This window comes from Anaerobiospirillum sp. NML120449, from assembly GCF_023051105.1.
Taxonomy (GTDB): Bacteria; Pseudomonadota; Gammaproteobacteria; order Enterobacterales; family Succinivibrionaceae; genus Anaerobiospirillum.
Genome location: NZ_JALKIL010000025.1, coordinates 21,801 through 39,919, shown reverse-complemented (window position 1 = coordinate 39,919; position 18,119 = coordinate 21,801). Strand labels below are relative to the sequence as shown.

Below are 18,119 nucleotides of genomic sequence, written 5' to 3'. Positions count from 1 at the left end.
ATCCTTGCGGAAATGAGGGCTTTTAAGCATGTGAGAGCTAAGCTCTCTAAGCTGTCATGCGGCTGTTAGCCAAGCAGGGAGAGACCCAGCTGTGGACGGGTATTGGCCTGCATGAGCATGGATGTAGCAGCCTGCTGAATGATGGACTGCTGGGACAGATTGGCGGACTCTTCGGCGAAGTCTGCATCACGAATTCTGCTACGGGCATCAGCCTGGTTGGCAGAAACGTTAGCCTGGTTACGGATGGAGCTCTCCAAGCGGTTTTGGATTGCGCCCAGGCCTGCACGCTGGGAGTCAATCTGACCGATTAAGTAGTCCATTGCTTGTATTGCACTTGCAGCTGCGCTGTTTGCAGTTGCAGAGAAAGTGATTTTGCCACCTGCATAGAAGTTGCCGATCTTTATCTTGCCATTGGCATTTGCACCATTACCAGCCTCAATAAGCTTGGTTGCATCTGCAATCTTGGTAAATTTGGCGTTAGCAACTTCAAAGTCAATGGTATCGCCTTTATTGGCGCCAACCTGTAAGGTTAACTTACCTACTGAGCCTTCTGCATTTGCATAAATACCAGAATCCTTACCACCATCAAGAATTTTGGCGCCACCGAAAGTGGTCTTTGCAGCAATGCGGTTGATTTCATCAACTAAAGCAGTAGCTTCTTTAGAGAGGGCTGCTTTGTCTTCACCAGTGGTAGTGCCGTTATTGGCCTGAACTGCAAGAGTACGGATCTTCTGCAGCATGTTGGTGATTTCGTCCATAGCGCCTTCGGCGGTCTGAGCGAAAGCAATACCATCAGAAGCGTTGCGGTTGCCCTGGTTGAGGCCGTTGACTTGGGTGGTGAGGCGGGAGCTGATCTGCAGGCCAGCTGCATCGTCCTTTGCAGAGTTAATTCTCAGACCTGAACTGAGTCTCTGGTATGTGGTAGTCAGCTGATTCTGTACATTGTTGAGATAACGGCGGCCGTTAAGGCTGGAAACGTTTGTATTGACGTAAACTGCCATAGAAAACACCTTTTGTTGAAATCATTGCATAGGATTGGCCGCTTTGTTGTGGAGCGTTCTGGTCCAAGTCGGCTATGTTTGTATTAACGTCCGCGTATGCATGTAATCCACGGGGCAGGTTAACTGCCCTGTATATGCAGTTAAAGTTTGCAAATAGATGTCGCAAAAAGCGCCTTCCTCAGGTGCTGATGCACGTGCGCATGCGGACTGGAGCGTAATATGTATTCAAGACACTATCCATCAATCCACGTTTTTGTACACGGTGGTAACAGCATAAACTTTCACAAACATAAAATAATTTAGAGAGTGACTAGCTCTGGCAGATTTGGGTACTAATGTCTACTGCACAGGTACAAAATGCTATCTACAATTTGTTTTAGAAAGTAATATTTTAAGGGGTGTCAAGATTTGAATATGGTTGATACATTGAAATGTGTGTGCGGGGTATATTCAGATCTGGTGGGGGAGGGTGGTCAGGTTGACCTGGAGGGAAATAGCCGGGGTAAAAAGGCCCCGCGCCGCGTGCAGCGGCGGCGGGGCTGGGCAGCGTAAGCTGCCGGCCGGCTGGCCGGGACTCAGCTTTGCTGAGGGCCGGTCCGGGCGGGCTGTGGTTAGATGAGGCTGCCGTTGCGCAGCAGCTGTGGGTTGTAGCCGGCGCGCAGGTCGAACAGTGGCTTTAAGGTGGCGGCAAGACGGTTGGCAGCGTAGTTGATGTCGTAACGGGCAGCAACGTTGGCGCAGCGCTCGGCTATCTTGTCGTTGAGGATCATGTCAAAGCCCTTGATGAAGAAGGCCATTTCCTCATCGCTAAGGATGTGGGAATGGTTGTCCATAATGGTCTTTGGAGCCTCTACCAGAACACCGGCATCGCCAATGGACTCGCCAAAGCCGGTCTGGTTGGTGGCCAGCACTGGTACGCCGCGTACTACGGCTTCGCGGGCTACAGGCACAATGCCCTCAAAGGACAGGGATGGGGCTACCAGCATCTTTGACTGGTTGAGTACCTCATCAAGGGTGGTTGATGGAGGCAGTACCTCGATAATGGACAGATCCTTTTCGGTAAAGGCAGGCTTGGAGCTGTTGCCCTTCTTTAACAGAGCGACCTGCTCCTTGAACTGGCCCTCAGTGGTCTCCAGAACAGTAAATGTGGTGCCCTTGAGCTCCTTGTTCTTGAGCTGAGCAAGACGGATAAAGACGCCAAGACCCTTCTCAAGACATGGATTGACCATAGTAATGCGCTTGCGATCCTTGTCCTCGGCAAGCTTCTCAGGAATGTTGACCGGAGTGAATGAGCCGGTAACTACTGAGTTGATCTTGTGGCTGTTGGCGTACAGGTTGGATACGGCTGAGCTGTCAGTAACCACAATATCGATGTTAGGGAAGTTAAAGCGGGCCGGTACTGAATCAAGCAGGGTGTAGACAGTAGGCAGACCACGGCGGTGAGCCTCATCAAAGCACACCATAGAGAGCATGTCGCTGCCGCTGCCCATGACTACATCAGGACGGAAAGCGGAGATAATGGCGCAGAACTTGGCGTAGAAGTTACGCTGCTCCTGAGATGGCATCTCACCAAGGCGGCGGGATTTGGTTCTGATGTAGATGAAGTTGATGTCGTTATCGTTGAGGTTAAAGGAAGTGTCCTCACCCTTGAGCTTTTCTTCGAGATCGGTAAACAGAGAAGTACCGCTGTCCTGAAGGAAGTTCAGGGCGCTTAAGGCTACGATTTCAACGCCACGGGCCTTAAGAGATAACAGCATGTTGCGCATCTGGGTAGCAGATGGGTTAGACGTATCATGAACGCTTAATGGGCTGAGCCAGAGAAGTTTAGGCATTGTTCTTGTTCCTGCAAACTTTTGGTGAGCATGGTGCAGCCCGGGCTCAGGTGCGCTGCTGCGTGGCAGCTGCGTGCCTGAGTGGGCTGGATGCGTGCTGTTATGCTATTTGAGGTAGAAAAGTGGATGATCGCTGCCACGGCTGTTGTACAGCGGAGCCAGGGCATCAAGGGCACGCTGGGTGGCGCGCTCCAGGGAAAGCTGCTCGCGGGCCTTGTCAAACTGCTCGGAGTAGTCGCTCTTGAGGATTTCCTTCAGGGCGTCCATCCATGGTCTGATTTCTTCGTCAGTAGGGATGCTCCAGTGATCCTGACGGCAGTGCTCAGGAGCCTCAAGGCTGATGCCGCAGCCGGCCATGGCCTCGGCAAGACCACCTGAGGTTGAGCACAGTACAGGAATGCGGTTAAGAGCAGCCTCTGAGGTTACACGACCCCAGGACTCAAACCACAGGGATGGAGCAATCAGAGCTTTTGTTACCTTGAAGACAGGGCGCATGTCCTTCTGGGAACCGGCCATGTCCACATTAGGGAAATCAGCTGCAGTGTATGGATGCACATCAGGCTTGTCCTTTTCGTGCAGCAGGGTAACAGTCTGGGAGAAATTGCCACGGCTGTTGATAACCAGGAAGCGCAGATCAGGCATTTCGGTCTGACAGAGCTTGGCCATCTTGGCGAAAATTGGCAGGCCCTTGGCACCTACAGGATTGATGAAAGTGACATATTTAGGGTCACGTTCCGGGCTGATGAGATTCTCGTGGTTGAGGAAAGCACCGGTAGGGGTAACGTTGATATGGTCACGGCGGGCATAGAGGTCAGCTGTGGCCTGGGAGTCGGTTACCACCAGATCATAGTAGGAGAAGGAGAAATTGCTGTGATTGCCATTGAGCAGCAGGTACACAGTCTTGATGCCACGGCGGCGGGCCTCGATATTACAGGCCAGCGGAGCCATGCCCGGGCAGTAGCCGAAAATGATGTCCGGCTTGAACTCGTCAAGCACCTCAAGGAAGGTCTCGTAAAAGAGCTGACCCTCATCAAGGGTAAACTGCATTTCTGAGCGGTTGGCACAGCGGGTATAGACGTAGTGGATGCCGTTATCATCGAGGATAAAGGTCTTGTGATCATCCTCGGCAAGGCGCTTTTCCAGATCGCCAAACACCAGGGTACCTGACTTGTTGTCAAAGACAAAGGAAGCGCAGGACCATACTTCAAAGCCGATCTTTGCCAGTGCTTCGAGCATTACCTTGGCGTGAACAGAAGCTCCTGATGAAGTGTCGTGCAGGCTGTAGGGAGACAGCCAGAGAATTTTAGGCATAAAAAAATCCCTTTAAGACCTCAACTGCCTCACTTGTATGCGCCGTATTGTTAGGCGAGGGCCGTGGTGGCTGTCCTCGCGGGCGTCAAATGTGAGTGCAGTATTGCCTGTGTTGCAGCTGCTGTAGCGGCTGCTGCTGATTAAATAGTCAGCCTGTCAGGCAGGGACAGGCTCAGATAAAGCCCCCATGTGCGTTGCAGGGGCTGGCTGTAAACTGTTGGGCGCAGGCAGGGCGCGGCACAGCAGGGCGCGCCAAGCGCGCTGGCGCTGCCTGGCATGGCTGGCGCGGCAAAGCCTGGCTGCGCTTTGCGCAGTCGCTGGCGCGGCGGGAGCTCGCGCAGCTGCAGTTCTGTCTGTAAGCGCTTTGAGCTTATGAGGAGAACTGGATGCTGTTGTTGAAGTGGATGCGGTCGCACATACGGCGTTCGTAGTATGGACGCAAAATCTCAATCAGGCGGTCCAGAGAGCGGTCAACTGCCAGCTCTTCCTGGGCCTTTTTGAGCTGCTCACTCCAGTCTTCCTTGAGCAGACGGTCCAGAGCCTCACACCATGGCCTGATTTCCTCATCATCAGGGATGGAGAAATTGTCGTTGACGCAGTGGTCAGGAGGGGCGATGTGAATGCCGGCACCGGCTGTGGCCTCAGGCAGGCCGCCTGAGGTGGAGCTGAGCACAGGAATATTGTTGATAACAGCCTCAGTGGCCACGCGGCCCCAGGATTCCCACCACAGTGACGGTGCTATCAGTACGCGGGTTACGGCGTAGATAGGCTTCATGTTGTTGGTGGCCGGGGTCATGTCGACATTGTCAAAGTCGCGTGGCTTGAAAGGATGCTCGTCCTTATTGTCCTTGGTATGCAGGTACTGTATGTTCTCTGCAAAGTTGCCACGGCTGTTGACCACCAGAAAGCGCAGATCAGGGTGAGCCTTCTGGGCCCACAGAGCGATACGGGCAAAGATGCCCAGACCCTTTTCAAAGCTCGGGTTGATAAAGGTTACATAGCTTGGATTTTCTCTTTTGGCTATGAAACGCTCAGGCTCAAAGATCTCGCAGGCCGGAATCATGCGGATACGGTCACGGTTGCGGTAGAGCCTTTCTGATGCTTTGGAGTCAGTAAGGATAATGTCGGTATCAGGGAAGGCATAGTTGCCGTGATTGCCATTGAGCACAGGGTAGACAGTGTAAATACCACGACGCTTTGCTTCGGCAAAACAGGTCATGGAAATCATGCCGGTACCAAAGGCCATGACAAAGTCAGGGCGGAAGCGGTCGAGTACCTCACAGTACACCTTGAAGAACAGCTCCATGTCATCAAGAGTCTGCTCATGCTCAAAGGTGGAGCGGCAGCGGGTATAGACGTAATGAATGCCATTGTCGTCCATTTCAAAAACAGACTTGCTGGAGTTCTTGAGTGTCTCCTGCAGATTGTTGAACAGACGGGCACCATCAGGTACGTCAAAGATAAAGGATGAGCACGACCATACCTCAAAACCACGTCTGACCAGACCCTCAAGAGTGGTCTTGCAGTGAATGGAAGCACCTGAGGAAATATCATGCAGACTGTATGGAGACATCCACAGAATTTTAGGCATAGCGAAGTCGTCCTTGCAAAAAGAAAAACAAGCGCAACAGTGCCGCGCTAAAGCACATCATACCAGAGCCTGAACACTCAGGCACGGCCATCAGGCCACCAGGCCCGTAAACATCACAGTGCCGCACTGTCCCGGTGGCGCCAGCGGACAGCTGATGCCGTGGGCAGCTGGCGCTGGCCTGCGGCTCGTGCCGCAGGCCGCAGGGCGGCCAGGGACGTCAGGTCACTGGCCGGTTCAGTCTTTGCTGGCGCTGGCCTTAAAGACAGTGAATTTGGTGGAGCTGGCCAGGATCTCAACCTTGTCAAAGGCCTCGTTGAGAGGCTCTTCGTAGTGCAGACAATTGTTGCCTACCAGATAGAGCACGCCATCAGCAGTCAGATGCTCACGGGCATGGGCAATCATGTTGAGAGTCTGGGCTGTAGTACGGCTGGCACCCTGGTGGAAAGGGGGATTGGTGGCAATGATCTTGAACTTGCCGCCTGGAATACTGATGCCTGCAGCCTCAAAGTCACCTGCATCAGGGAGCATGTTGGCAGCCATGACCTTAATGTCCTGGCCGTTGCTGGCAGCATTGCGCTGGGCCGCGCGCAGGGCAGTGGCACTGATATCAGAGCACACAACTGAGGTCAGGCCTCTGGCAGCCAGTGACAGGCCGATAATGCCGCTGCCGCAGCCCAGATCCAGTACCGGGTCAGTTGGGGCAATGGCGCACTGAGGCAGTGACTGCAGCTTTGTGGTGCTCAGGTCAGGAGCCAGACCGGCAGGGCCGGCATCCTTGCCGCAGGCATTGAATGCCGCGCCGCTGGCGGAGCCGGCCTGGCCGGCTGCCTCAGCAGCGGCTGGCTCTGGCGGGGTAATGCTCAGGTCGCGGTGCATGGCGTTAAGCAGCATCAGGGTGCCGCCATCGAGTTCGCCCTGGCTGAACAGGCCGTGGCTCTGCTCAAGTTCCAGGCCGCCATAGCTGACAGTTCGCAGGTTACCCGGAGAGGCAAAGCGCGCGCCCTCGTGCGGTACGGCTGAAAATACGGTGCATTTGCGGGCAGTATCGAGCTTGTAGCAGTCAGCCTTGCCCTTGACGAGGCTGTCGGCGCTCTTGCCACCCATGGAATTGGCGCCAATGAGCAGTATGGCGCCGCCCGGAGTAAGGTGATCCTGCAGGGAGAAGAGCAGATTCTGGGACAGGCTCTTGGTCTTGTTTAAGAACAGTACCAGTACCTCAACAGGCTCAATGTGCTCCTTAAGGCGCTCATCGGCGCAGTCAGCAAAGATAAGATGCACATGCTTGCGGGTAATGCTCTCAAAGTCAGAGCGGCCCAGCTTTGCGCCCATCATGGCGCTCAGGCCCTGAGCTGTTTCAAAATTGTCAGTGACTACCCAGGCCTGCTCAGTGCCAATTAACTGAGGCAGTATCTGCATGGAGGTGATCTGTCCGGCAATGAGTACCTTCTTGTGCTCCCAGACAGCGCGGTTGCGCTCAAAAACCTCTACTAAAGGATCATCAGCTTTCACGTGCGGCCTCCACTTTATAAATCGGCGTTAATGTCATTGAAGTCAAAGTCTTCAAACTTCTTTGAGCGACGCTTGTCGCCCTTTTTGCGGCGGGCCGCAGCGGCTTTGGCAGCCTTGATGGAGCCCTGGCCCTCGCCGGCAGTGGCGCCCTGTCCGTCGGTGTCAACGGCGCTGTTGGAGCCGGCTGCGCCTGCGGCATCGGCCGCTGCAGCAGCCGCTGCGGCTGCCTGGGCGTAGCTTTCAGGGCTGGTCTGGGCCAGCTTTTCAAGGCGGCGGCTGTGACGCTCGCTCTGGCTGCTCTCCAGCTCGCTTTCGAGCTCCTCAAGGGAGCGCTTGCTCTGCAGTGCCTTAGCCAGGCTGACAAAGACCTCAAGGGATAGGTCCTCGGCACGGTCATCAAGATTGATGCCCATGGAGCAGAGCTCTTCAGCGCTGAACAGATTGCTCAGGGAATTACGTATGGTCTTTCGGCGGGCAGCAAAGGCTGTAGTGGTAATGCGGTTGAGGAAAGGTGACAGAGCACGCTCCTCAGGGCTTAAATCTTTTGGCAGCAGACGTACTACTGCTGACATGACCTTTGGCGGTGGCACAAAGGATGATGGCGGTACGGTCAGTACCGGGACCACACGGGCATGGAACTGGGCCATTACAGTAAGACGGCCATAGTCCTTGGAGCCTGGTCCTGCGGCAAGACGCTCAACCACTTCCTTTTGCAGCATGAAGTGCATGTCGGAAATGTTGGCAAAGCTCAGCAGATGGAAAATCAGCGGGGAGGTGATGTTATAAGGCAGATTGCCAAAGACACGAATCTTCTGACCGCCATTGAGCTCACCGAAGTTTACGCGCAGGGCATCAGCCTCAATGAGGTTTAGTCCCTGTAAAAACGGATGATGACGCAGTCTTTCGGCCAGATCACGGTCCAGTTCCACAGCAGTCAGGGCATGGGTACGCTCAAAGACCGGTCTGGTCAGCGCCGCATGGCCCGGGCCGATTTCAACTAAAAACTCACCTTCCTTAGGGTTGATGGCATCAACAATGGAATTGATGATGTGATCATTTACCAGGAAGTTCTGACCAAAGCGCTTGCGCGCTTTCATATTTGGTGGAGGAGGCAGGGCCATAAAAACTCGTCCGTCGCTGAAGGATAAACCACTGTGCTGCCTACGGCCCAAAGGCTGACACCTTAAGGGCCATAAAAAGGCGCTGAGATCTTATCACAAAGTATTGCTCTGTCCGCCTGATATCTAAGCCATACACTAATGAGGACTGCATAAACAGGCGCTTCCCCGCCTCCCATCACCGCCGTCTGACGGCAGCGGCGTAGCGGCGGCAGCGCGCACTACGCCACTGCGCCGCAGCTGCGTCAGCGGCCGCTGCGGCGGGCATTGGCAGCCATGTAAATGGCCAGGCTTACGGCGCTGAACAGGGAACCGGTGTCGGCCTTGCCTGTGCCGGCAAGGTCCATGGCTGTGCCATGGTCCACTGAGGTACGGATAAAGGGCAGGCCCAGAGTGGTGTTGTAGCCTGAATCAAAGCCTACGTATTTGAGCACCGGCAGGCCCTGGTCGTGGTACATGGTCAGGATAGCGGCCGCATAATCAAGGTAGCGGGGCTGGAAAATGGTGTCTGCCGGCAGCGGGCCAATGAGTTTCATGCCCTGCTCGCGGCGCAGTGTTTCGAGTACAGGAATAACAGTATCGAGTTCCTCACGTCCAAGGGTGCCGTCCTCTCCTGCGTGCGGGTTGATGCCGCAGACATAAATGGCAGGATCTTCAAAGCCCATGCGCTCCTTAAGGTCGTGGTGCAGGATAGTGATAATGCCGCTGAGCTTTTCTCTGGTGATGGCGGCGCTGACCTCGGATAAAGGCAGATGGGTAGTGGCAAGAGCCACATTCATCTTTGAGCAGCCCAGCATCATAACCACTTCCTCACAGCCGCACTTTTCCTGCAGATATTCAGTGTGGCCGGTAAACTCACGTCCGGTATGAGCAATAACGCTCTTGGAGATGGGGGCTGTTACCATGGCATCAAAAAGGCCGCTCTGACAGCCCTCAATGGCTCTGTCCAGGGTGGCAAGCACATAGTCAGCATTGGCAGGATCAAGCCTGCCAGCCACAGCAGGGGCACCCAGAGGCACATGCATACAGCTGATATGGCCCACACCCTTTGCGTCAGGACCGCTGACGCGGCTGCAGCCCGGGTCAAAATCATGGAGTTCAAAATTGCTGCCCAGCAGCGCCATACGCTGCGCCAGCAGCTGCCTGTCACCAATAAGCACCAGCTCAACCCCGCAAGGCGCGTCCGCACCTGCGGCGCCACTGGCGCCAGCATAGCCAGACGCGCCGCCAGCGGAGCCACTGGCGCCAGCAGCGCCGACGGCGCCCGGGGCGCAGCGTGCCTGCAGGGCGATGCTGGCCGGGTTCTGACAGGTAAGGGCATACATGAGCTCAGGGCCGACACCGGCCGGCTCGCCCGTGGTCACGGCTATACGCAGTACAGATGAAGGTGAGGACGGGACATCAGCACTGTCCCTGAGAGCATGAGCCATAAGGGCCTCCTGAAATTAAACCAGAACACCGCTGCCACATAAGCCGGCGCCAGCACGGCATCGCCGTGCCGCCGCCTCTGCAGGCAGGGCATGCCCTGCGCAGCCTGTGGGGCTGCGCGGGCCAATCCTGTCTATTATTAATATGCTCAGGGCAAAGGCAAGCACAGTCTTGCTCATGCCCATTTGCAGACAGTGCGTACCATTGCAGGGCAGCCCTGAGCCGGGTTTGCAGGCTGCTCAGGCAAGTGGCAGGCACTGATTTAAGGCATCCATAAGTGATGGGCCTTAACCACTGCCGCTCTCCGTATAGCAGCAGCGCCTGCCAAGAACCAGTAGCAGAGGCATTCCTTGCGCACGAGTCCATTCAGCAGCTGACACTGACACAGATGCTGGTGTACAGCCCGACTGCCCAAGTTCAGCCCTGCATGGCTGCTGCATGGAGTGACCTGACCAGCATGGTCTGGCCATGCCAGCATGGCCAGCCGGTCGAAAAGTATGGTGCCCTGGGCATGGTCCAAGAGCAGCGCTGTGGGCGGAGCAAAGTCTGGTGAAGTGGCAGCGGCGGAGCGGAATAGTGGTAGCGGCGGAGCGAGGGCGGCGGCGGAGCGGGATGATGGTTGTGCGCGGGCACGGTGGGGGAACGGGGATAAAAAAGCCCGGGCGGATGCCCGGGCTTTGGTCTAAACTCATAATTAAAAATCGGTTACTTTGCAGCGCTGTTGTCAGCGTTTTCGCTGTTGAAGCTCTGGTCGAGACCGGCTGCAATCAGCTCAGGATCGGTGACACGCACAAAGGCGGCGCTGCGGATTTCGCGCTCCCATGCCTGAGCCTCTTCGGCAAAGAGACGGCGGTAGATGAGCTCACGGGCGCGCTGGCTGTAGGCCTCATCACTGTCCTTGTCTATCTTCTTGTTCTCAAGGTAGATAAGGTGCCAGCCAAAGGAAGACTTTACCGGCTGGGAAATCTGACCCTTGTTCAGGGCAACCAGGCCCTGGGCAAAGCCAGGATCATAGCGGCTTGCCGGGGCATAGCCGAGGTCACCGCCAAGGGAGGCAGAGCCGGAATCCTCAGAATACTTGCGGGCTGCAGCGGCAAAGGAAATGGAGCCGTTGAGAATATTGCGGCGCAGGGCCTGCAGCTCTTTTACCGCAGCTTCGTCAGAGAAGATAACTGAGGTGGTTAACAGAATGTGACGGGCCTTGTAGGTGGTAATTGGCTCAACGGCCTGGTTGCTCACATCAAAAAGCTTGAGCAGGTGCAGACCAAATGGTGAGCGGAAAGGACCGAGCACATCACCCTCACGGGCCTTTAACAGGGCAGGGAGGAATGGAACCGGAACCTGGCTTTCAGGTACATAGCCAAGGTCACCGCCCTGAGAGGCAGCTGAACCCTGAGCATACTGGGCAGCCAGAGAGTTGAAGTCAGCACCGCTGCGGGCCTTGGCCTTGATGGAGTTGGCAAGGGCAGTAGCACGGTTGACCTGACTGAAATCGGCACGGGCATCCAGAGGAACTACGATCTGAGCCAGATGGTAGCTTGGTTCAATGGAGCCAATCTCACGCAGGGTCTTGGCCAGCAGGTTAACTTCGGCATCGGAAATACGGACGCGGCGTCTTACCTGGTTGTTGCGTACTTCACTGATGATGAGCTCATCGGCATACATCTGACGGGCAGTGGCCTCATCTACATTGCCAAAGCTCTTGAGAATACCGGCAACTGTGGTATTGGCACGCAGAGCAGCCTGCTCAAGGGCAGTGTTGATCTGGGTGTCAGTAAGGTTAAGACCAAACTGCTTGCCCTGCTGCAGGATGATGGAGCGGGTAATAAGCTGCTCCAGAGCGGCACGGCGGGCATTGATCTTGTCTACCTTGGCGCCTCTCTGCCTGAAGCCCTGCTCAACTTCGGCCTGAGCGGCGTTGAGCTCACTTTCGAGCACGATATCAGAGTTTACCACTGCGGCTGTGTTGTCCAGAGCCTTGACGTTTGCCGAGGCAGTGGAGAACCATACGCCCACAGAAAGGGCTGCCATGGTGGCCAGGATTGCTTTGTTAATCTTGCTTAATACCATCTTGGAAAGTCTCTAAACCTGCACTGGGTATGAGTATTGTGGCCCCTGATAATAGCATAAAGCGTCTTTGTGACAAATTGTCACTGACCACCATCAGCTGCCGCGCGCACCTGGCAGGCCAGCGCCCCAGGCCACAGGCCTGCAGCACAGCGCCTCGGGCGCATGCTCTGTGCAGCACAGCTGCGCGGCATTTTTGTTGTCATCAGGGAAGAGCACAGGGGCAAAGGTGGTGAGAGGCAGCGGGCTGACAGTGGCCTTGCTGCCATGCAAAAAAGTACAGGATACAGTGTTCAGGTCAGGCAGCGTAACCATGACCTGCAGCTGGATAAATCTTTATGTCAGCATTACAGCGACAATGGACACAGCCCGTGGGCTGTGGCTTTTCCGACAGCAAATTTGACAGCACAAAATGAAAATAGTTCAAAAAACACTGAGTTTTTGAGCATTGCCATCTGTTCGGGCCGTAAGCCAGGCGCTGCCGGGCTGCCGGGCTGCCGGGCTGCCGACTGCCGGGCGGCGCGCCACCTTGCCAGGCAAAGGCTGAGGGGGCGCTAAGCCTGCCATGATAATAGGGGACAATACACAGCCTTTACTTAGGCTGTGTCCGAGAATGGCAGACAACTGGCCGGGACGCAAGGCAGGCAGCATACCCAGGCACCGCAAAGCGGGGCCTGGGCATGGGGATGCCTCGGAGCTTCGGCTCTGAGGGCGGCTACTGGTTGAGATTGGTCGGATCGAAGCTGTTGAGCAGGCGGGTATTGGTGAAGTCATCTGAGCTGTCGCCGGTGACGCTTATGGCACCTACACCCTTGAACTCAAACTGCACGCCCACGCGGTGGTCACGCTGCTCTTCAAGTGAGTCCCAGTCACAGGAATTGTAGTTTTCGTAAATAAAGGCCATGGACCAGCAACAGTCTTCGTATTTGAGAGCCACCTTGGTGTCGATGCTGGTGTCCTGGGCGAGATCATGGTAGGTGGCAAAGGTCATGCTGAAGCGGTCGCTCAGTGGCAGACCGGTAACTATACCCAGCTGGCCAAGGTCAATGGTCTCATTGGCAAAAGAGCGGTTGGCATCGCGGGCAAAGCGGTAGCTTACCTGCATGAGCAAACCGTTTTCATCCTTGTAGCGCATCATGCCTGTCCATGCGGCCAGCTCATTGGTCTCATTGGTATAGGTAGCTGAGGCATGAGTGGTCATACCCGGTACAGGATTGGCGTCAAAGAAGAATGACAGAGGACTGCGCGGGTAGAGGTTGGCCGGGTCATTAGGGTTTAAGGTGACACGGGTAGGCACAAAGGAATAGGTCTGTGAGACACCAAAGCGCATCATTTCGCGGTCATGGGCATCAAGAAGACGTGAGCTCAGACCAAAGGTAATGCTGTTGATATCGGCAATACGATCCTTACCTGTGTAGTGAGAACTGGAGAAGTTGGAGTAGTAATCACTCATGCGGTTGGTAGTATCGTACAGGGCGATATTGTTCTGATCCGTGTAAGGGATGAACTGGTACTGAATCTCAGGCTCAAGAGTCTGGGTATGGCGCAGGTCGATGACCTTACGCTCCAGAGTGGTCTTTGCGCGCAGCTGTACCATGTACAGGGCACGGGTTACCTCTTTGTCCAGGGTATTAAAGCCCAGTTCGTGCCTGTAGTAATCAGGCATGTTATCAAGGCTGTCCTGAGAGTAATGGGTAAAGAAGCCCTTGGCACGGGCTGTAAGTGAGGTACCGCGCTGGTTGAAGAACTGATAGTTGAAATCAGGCTCAAAGTGGTAACGGTAGGCCTCAAAGCGTCCTGAGTTCTCCACATCTGAGGTGGAGGCAAATTTGGTAAGCGAGCCGCTCAGATCATAGGTCAGGGCACCGACTGTGTCGGTGTACTCGGCCTGAAGATCAGGGAGCATGGCAAAAGGCCGGTAGTGAATCAGGCTCTCTGGCAGCAGGCGCTGGTAGTTGCGCACTTCGGTATTGATGACAAATTCAGGTCTGTTATAGCTCAGTTTGAGCGACTGCTTGAGATGGTCATCAGTGACGGTGGTGCCTGACGGTCCAATGTCATTGATATAGTCGTAGTCCTGGTTACGTACCTTCTGGTAGTCAATGCTCAGCTGCAGGTCGCGGTCCATGAACCATGAGGTGTGGTCCCAGCGCAGGAAGTAGCGATAGTCGTTATCAAAATTGTCAGACAGTTCCCAGCTGTTGTCCTGAGGCAGATAATCAAGAGTAAAGGAGCCCCATGAGTCCTCAACCGGCATGTAGCGGAACTCTGAGGACAGCAGGACACCACGCTTGGTCATCAGACGTGGAGTGAGGGTAAAGTCGTAGTTGGGCGCGATATTGAGATAAATCGGCTGCTGGTAATCAAAGCCGTTGTCCGAGCTGATGGAAAAGCTCGGGTATAACAGACCGCTCTTGCGTTTGCTGGTTATAGGGAAGTTCAGATATGGCAGATACATGACAGGCACGTCCTTAATATAAAGGACATTGCCCCAGGCGCTGCCAAAGGACTCATCCTGAGCAAGTTTGACCTTGTCAGACTGGAAGTACCATGAGGTATTGTCTACAGGACAGGTGCTGAACTGCAGACTGGTAATTTCCGAAGTGCGGCTGGAATTGTCTACGGTAATAGACTCAGCTCTGCCACGGGCCACTGACCCGTTGAACTGGAAACTGGCATCTGTAAAGGTGGAAACGCTGGTGGTCAGATCACTTTGCAGTGAGCCAGTGCTGTTAATGGTCAGCTCCGGGCCCTGAATAATGAGATTGCCACTGGTGCTTACCCTGGCGTTGGCGCGGTCATAGACAGCCTCATCGGCTCTTACTGTCTTGTCGCCCTGGGTAATGATGACATCGCCTGAGTAGGAGACCAGATTGCCAATGCTTCCGGTTACCTCATTGGCAGTGATTTCCACTGGGGTGGTGCGCACATCAAAATTAAGAGGCTCACGATAAGGGGGAATGCCGTAATAGCAGGAAAGATCACGGTCCTGTACCGGCATGAAAGGAGCGGCGCGCCATGGATTCTTCTTGAGACTGGTCAGAAGACGCAGCGGGAAGGTGGAGGAAGAAGCCAGATGACGGTTGGCCAGGTACTGCTCGGTGGTGACATTATTGACCATGGTGGTATAGGCCACACCGGCAAAGAGACTGACATTGTTCAGACGACGCTGCTTTTCAACAGGAATGACATTCCTGTTACGTGAGGTACCGGACACAGCTACAGTACGGGCAGGCTGTGCTGCACTGACTGTTTCGCCGCTGGCGCCAGTGCCGGCTGCAGCGGCCCTGCCGGTAAGTACTGAATTATCCTGGGCAAGGGAGTAGCCTGGTGCATATAGCAGACAGGTAACCGCTGCTGTAAGAGCGCTTAATCTGATCTTTGAAGATGTCTGGTGCTTCACAAAAGTGGTCCTTGCTGTAGATTTCTTTCTTTCTCATTATCGGCCCGCACACCGCCACCAGGTATGAGCCGCGCTCACGCCTGCAGGACGACTGCGCCATGCGGGCAGGAAGGCCTGCATGCATGCCCGTGCAGGCAAAAATGGCTGTCAGTATGCAATTTGCAGATAAAGACGGCTATATCCAGTCCGCCCAGGATCCTGAATTTTATCACAATGCCCTGTTATGGCTACCTGCATTCGTATCCTTGCTGCCAGTAAAACGCATCAGGCCACCACCGCAGCCCTGCGTACAGCCCCAGCACGCCTGCCGTACACAGGCCCTGCGCGCTCTGCGCAGCCGCCATCGGCCCGGGCACGCCGCCACAGCAGCCGTGCCCGGGCTGCTGGCGCAGTCAGGTCAGCACCGAAATTCCCGGCATCCTGGCCCTGGGAATAGCCAGGTATGTCCGGGCGCGCATCCGGACCCGCCTGGCCTGCCAGGCCTGCCAGTAGCATCACGGTCCTGGCAGCCAGCAGGACTGACCTGGCGGCTTGCTTATGGATGCATGCAGTACAAGGATTCCAGATTCATAGCCCTGAGGCATGACCTTACAGACATGGATCAGAGCCTGACCCTGGCAGCAGAGCAAGGCCGGCAGCCATAGTCCCATGGCTGCCCTCTGTCTGTAGCTGTCAGGAGCAGGCTCAGGGCATAAATACCTTTTCCAGACTCAAGTAGTCCTGATGGCCCAGGTCTGTGATGTTCAGGCTGAGTCATATTGAAAGCCGTTTTTCTGAGTTTATGAGCATAAGGGCCAAAACTTATGACTTACACAGCGCACCATCAGGCAGCATTGAGGAGTCCTGCATGGCTGGTAAAAGGAGTACCTTAATGCCTGTGTGCCACAGGCATGGCATTACCCACGAAGCTCATGGATATCAATAAGGTGAGATTCGGTCAGGGCCGATCTAGGGCGCTATACCTCAACAACACCCAGGCAGATCCATGCATGCAAAACCATGCTCAATCCTCCACTTCCATGGCAAGAGCCCTTGTGCTCATGCTTCAGTTATGGCCAATGGCGCTCATTGCCGGCCGTGCAGCACGGTGCCGCTGTTACCCTTGCCTGGGCTTTGGCTGTGCATGTAACTGTTGCCGGAGGTGCCATGTAGCCGCAGCTGTAGCTGCGTCTGGTGCTGAGGATATCAAAGGGGGCAGACACATACAGGGACTGTAGCTGACTTGCCTGTGCTGACCAGCATCGAGGGCTGAGTAACTGTTCTTGCTTTTGGAAAGCGTGCCTTGGGATTGCCTGTCTTTTAAAGTTTGTCTGCTGACTGCGGCGGGCCAGTGGGCGGCTGGGCTTAAGCACAGTAATGTCCCCGCATTGCTCAGTACCTGGATTGCACAGCGGCGTTGAGTCCCAGACTGTGGTGAGCAAGTCATGGGCTTGCCTTTCATGTCCGCATGGCGTTATGTCGAGGGGCAGGGCCACCTGTATCACTGACTGTGAGCGTATGGCAGCCAGCTTAATGGGGTTCATGGGCCTGGGCTCAGGATTTTTGCCGGGCTGAGCTGCCTGCAGCTGTCCTGGTCCATGGCTGGGACTGGGGCCATCGCCTGGCGCATGGAGCATTTTGTGGGGAGCAGAAATGCAAAAGGGCGCGGCGCGCCCTTTGATGTGTCAGTTCTGCTCAGGTATGTTTCTGAGCGGCAGGTTGGGATCGCTTAGCAGATCCGCATCCTCGTCAATGTTGATGTCGTTGCCGGCTACTGTTCTTTCCTCGTTGGCCCAGGCTCCCAGATCGAGCATCTTGCAGCGCTCGGAGCAAAATGGGCGGAAAGGATTGGCTGTTGAGTAGACTACTGGCTTTTTGCAGTATGGGCAGGCCACGGTAAGTGGCTTGTCGCTGCTCTGGCCTTCGGCAGACTGGCTGCTGCCCTGGCCGCAGGCCTGGGCATCAGGCTGTGGTCGGGACTGGCCGGAGCGTGCTTCTTTTTCTATTTCGTCGTAGGTGCCTGGTGGCAGCAGGTCTTTGAGGCTCAAATTATCCCACCTCTTACATAGGCAAGTTCAAAGGTAATGTCGCCTACCTGTGCCCCTTTGGTGTATGGCAGGAAGCGTACGTTTATATTGGACTGAAAGCCGCTTACCACAGGGTAGCCGCGTACATGGCGCGGATACTTGATTTCGATGAGCTCACATGGCTCTGAGGTTTCCTGCATAAAACCGTTGACGGCTACGCGGGACTGATAGTCCGAGCACAGACGCCACTGATTTAAGATGCAGGTGATAGGAATACGGATGCAGTCAAGCTCCTTGAGCCACTTGGTGGCTGTTTCCATCTTCTCTTCACGGTCAAGATTGGCCCAGAAAGTAAAGAGCGGAGTATCAAAGCAGTTGATACCTGAAGGGGTCAGAAAACGTGGCTTGATGCTTTCGATAATAGGGTCGTTCTGCAATACGGTGCGCTGACGGGTAAAGGTATTAAGCGCACGGTGAGACTGGTTGATCTGCTCGAGCAGCTCATCTACCAGCTTTTCATCAGCGTCAGGATAACTGTGCCAGATACGCAGTTTCTGGGTGATACGGTCAAGATCCTTGCCAATATCAATCTTCAGGGCACCGGAACCGTCAACCAGGTCGATAAAGTCGATAAGTCCACGCAGCAGACTGAAAGTATCAGAATTGCTGTTTAAGTTCGCACTTTCCTGCACGCGGTTAAATATGGCCTCGAACTTGAGATAAGTTCGGGCTTTAGAACTTAAGGGAAAATCGTAAACAAACATGGTTGATCTATCGTTAATCCTGGGCTGAATGAAGCCAGTTGTACATATCAGACAGCTACTTCAGACAGTTTGCGGGCAGGCGAATGGTC

The 18,119-nt window shown here is 55.0% G+C and carries 10 protein-coding genes and 1 pseudogene; all 11 read right to left on the bottom strand.

All coding sequences use genetic code 11. The features are described 5' to 3' along the window. Positions 1-65: 65 nt before the first annotated feature. Positions 66-1,001, bottom strand: coding sequence for a flagellin (locus MXE41_RS08240; protein WP_247100151.1), 936 nt, complete (start codon positions 999-1,001; stop codon positions 66-68). A 611-nt stretch (positions 1,002-1,612) separates the two neighbouring features. Beyond that, on the bottom strand, positions 1,613-2,833 hold the full coding sequence (locus MXE41_RS08235) for a glycosyltransferase (protein WP_247100150.1): 1,221 nt from the start codon (positions 2,831-2,833) through the stop codon (positions 1,613-1,615). Positions 2,834-2,938: 105 nt separating this feature from the next. Continuing rightward, positions 2,939-4,144 (bottom strand): hypothetical protein, encoded by a 1,206-nt coding sequence (locus tag MXE41_RS08230; protein WP_246977575.1) that lies wholly within the window; start codon positions 4,142-4,144, stop codon positions 2,939-2,941. Between the two features lie 370 nt (positions 4,145-4,514). Next, entirely contained in the window at positions 4,515-5,735 is a 1,221-nt protein-coding gene (locus tag MXE41_RS08225) for a glycosyltransferase (protein WP_247100149.1), read from the bottom strand. Between the two features lie 234 nt (positions 5,736-5,969). Beyond that, positions 5,970-7,244, bottom strand: coding sequence for a methyltransferase (locus tag MXE41_RS13250; protein WP_247100148.1), 1,275 nt, complete (start codon positions 7,242-7,244; stop codon positions 5,970-5,972). Positions 7,245-7,594: 350 nt separating this feature from the next. Then, a pseudogene (gene rsmA, locus MXE41_RS08215) lies at positions 7,595-8,365 on the bottom strand (16S rRNA (adenine(1518)-N(6)/adenine(1519)-N(6))-dimethyltransferase RsmA); the annotation flags it as partial. A gap of 242 nt (positions 8,366-8,607) precedes the next feature. Continuing rightward, on the bottom strand, positions 8,608-9,792 hold the full coding sequence (pdxA, locus tag MXE41_RS08210; RefSeq protein WP_247100147.1) for a 4-hydroxythreonine-4-phosphate dehydrogenase PdxA: 1,185 nt from the start codon (positions 9,790-9,792) through the stop codon (positions 8,608-8,610). Positions 9,793-10,495: 703 nt separating this feature from the next. Continuing rightward, on the bottom strand, positions 10,496-11,860 hold the full coding sequence (locus MXE41_RS08205) for a peptidylprolyl isomerase (RefSeq protein WP_246977571.1): 1,365 nt from the start codon (positions 11,858-11,860) through the stop codon (positions 10,496-10,498). A gap of 712 nt (positions 11,861-12,572) precedes the next feature. After that, the gene (gene lptD / locus MXE41_RS08200; protein WP_247100146.1) at positions 12,573-15,260 is read right to left on the bottom strand and encodes an LPS assembly protein LptD; all 2,688 of its coding nucleotides are present in this window, start codon (positions 15,258-15,260) and stop codon (positions 12,573-12,575) included. 1,664 nt (positions 15,261-16,924) lie between these two features. Beyond that, on the bottom strand, positions 16,925-17,287 hold the full coding sequence (gene yacG, locus MXE41_RS13245) for a DNA gyrase inhibitor YacG (protein ID WP_348647425.1): 363 nt from the start codon (positions 17,285-17,287) through the stop codon (positions 16,925-16,927). Then, positions 17,284-18,030: a cell division protein ZapD gene (gene zapD, locus MXE41_RS08190; RefSeq protein ID WP_246977569.1), complete on the bottom strand. Its 747-nt coding sequence runs from the start codon at positions 18,028-18,030 to the stop codon at positions 17,284-17,286. Before zapD ends, yacG begins: the two co-directional genes overlap by 4 nt. Positions 18,031-18,119: the final 89 nt, after the last annotated feature.

What these genes read in the sequence shown, in the direction of transcription:
- MXE41_RS08240 (WP_247100151.1), bottom strand. Translation starts at nt 1,001, where the DNA reads ATGGCAGTTTACGTCAATACAAACGTTTCCAGCCTTAACGGCCGCCGT.
- MXE41_RS08235 (WP_247100150.1), bottom strand. Translation starts at nt 2,833, where the DNA reads ATGCCTAAACTTCTCTGGCTCAGCCCATTAAGCGTTCATGATACGTCT.
- MXE41_RS08230 (WP_246977575.1), bottom strand. Translation starts at nt 4,144, where the DNA reads ATGCCTAAAATTCTCTGGCTGTCTCCCTACAGCCTGCACGACACTTCA.
- MXE41_RS08225 (WP_247100149.1), bottom strand. Translation starts at nt 5,735, where the DNA reads ATGCCTAAAATTCTGTGGATGTCTCCATACAGTCTGCATGATATTTCC.
- pdxA (WP_247100147.1), bottom strand. Translation starts at nt 9,792, where the DNA reads ATGGCTCATGCTCTCAGGGACAGTGCTGATGTCCCGTCCTCACCTTCA.
- MXE41_RS08205 (WP_246977571.1), bottom strand. Translation starts at nt 11,860, where the DNA reads ATGGTATTAAGCAAGATTAACAAAGCAATCCTGGCCACCATGGCAGCC.
- zapD (WP_246977569.1), bottom strand. Translation starts at nt 18,030, where the DNA reads ATGTTTGTTTACGATTTTCCCTTAAGTTCTAAAGCCCGAACTTATCTC.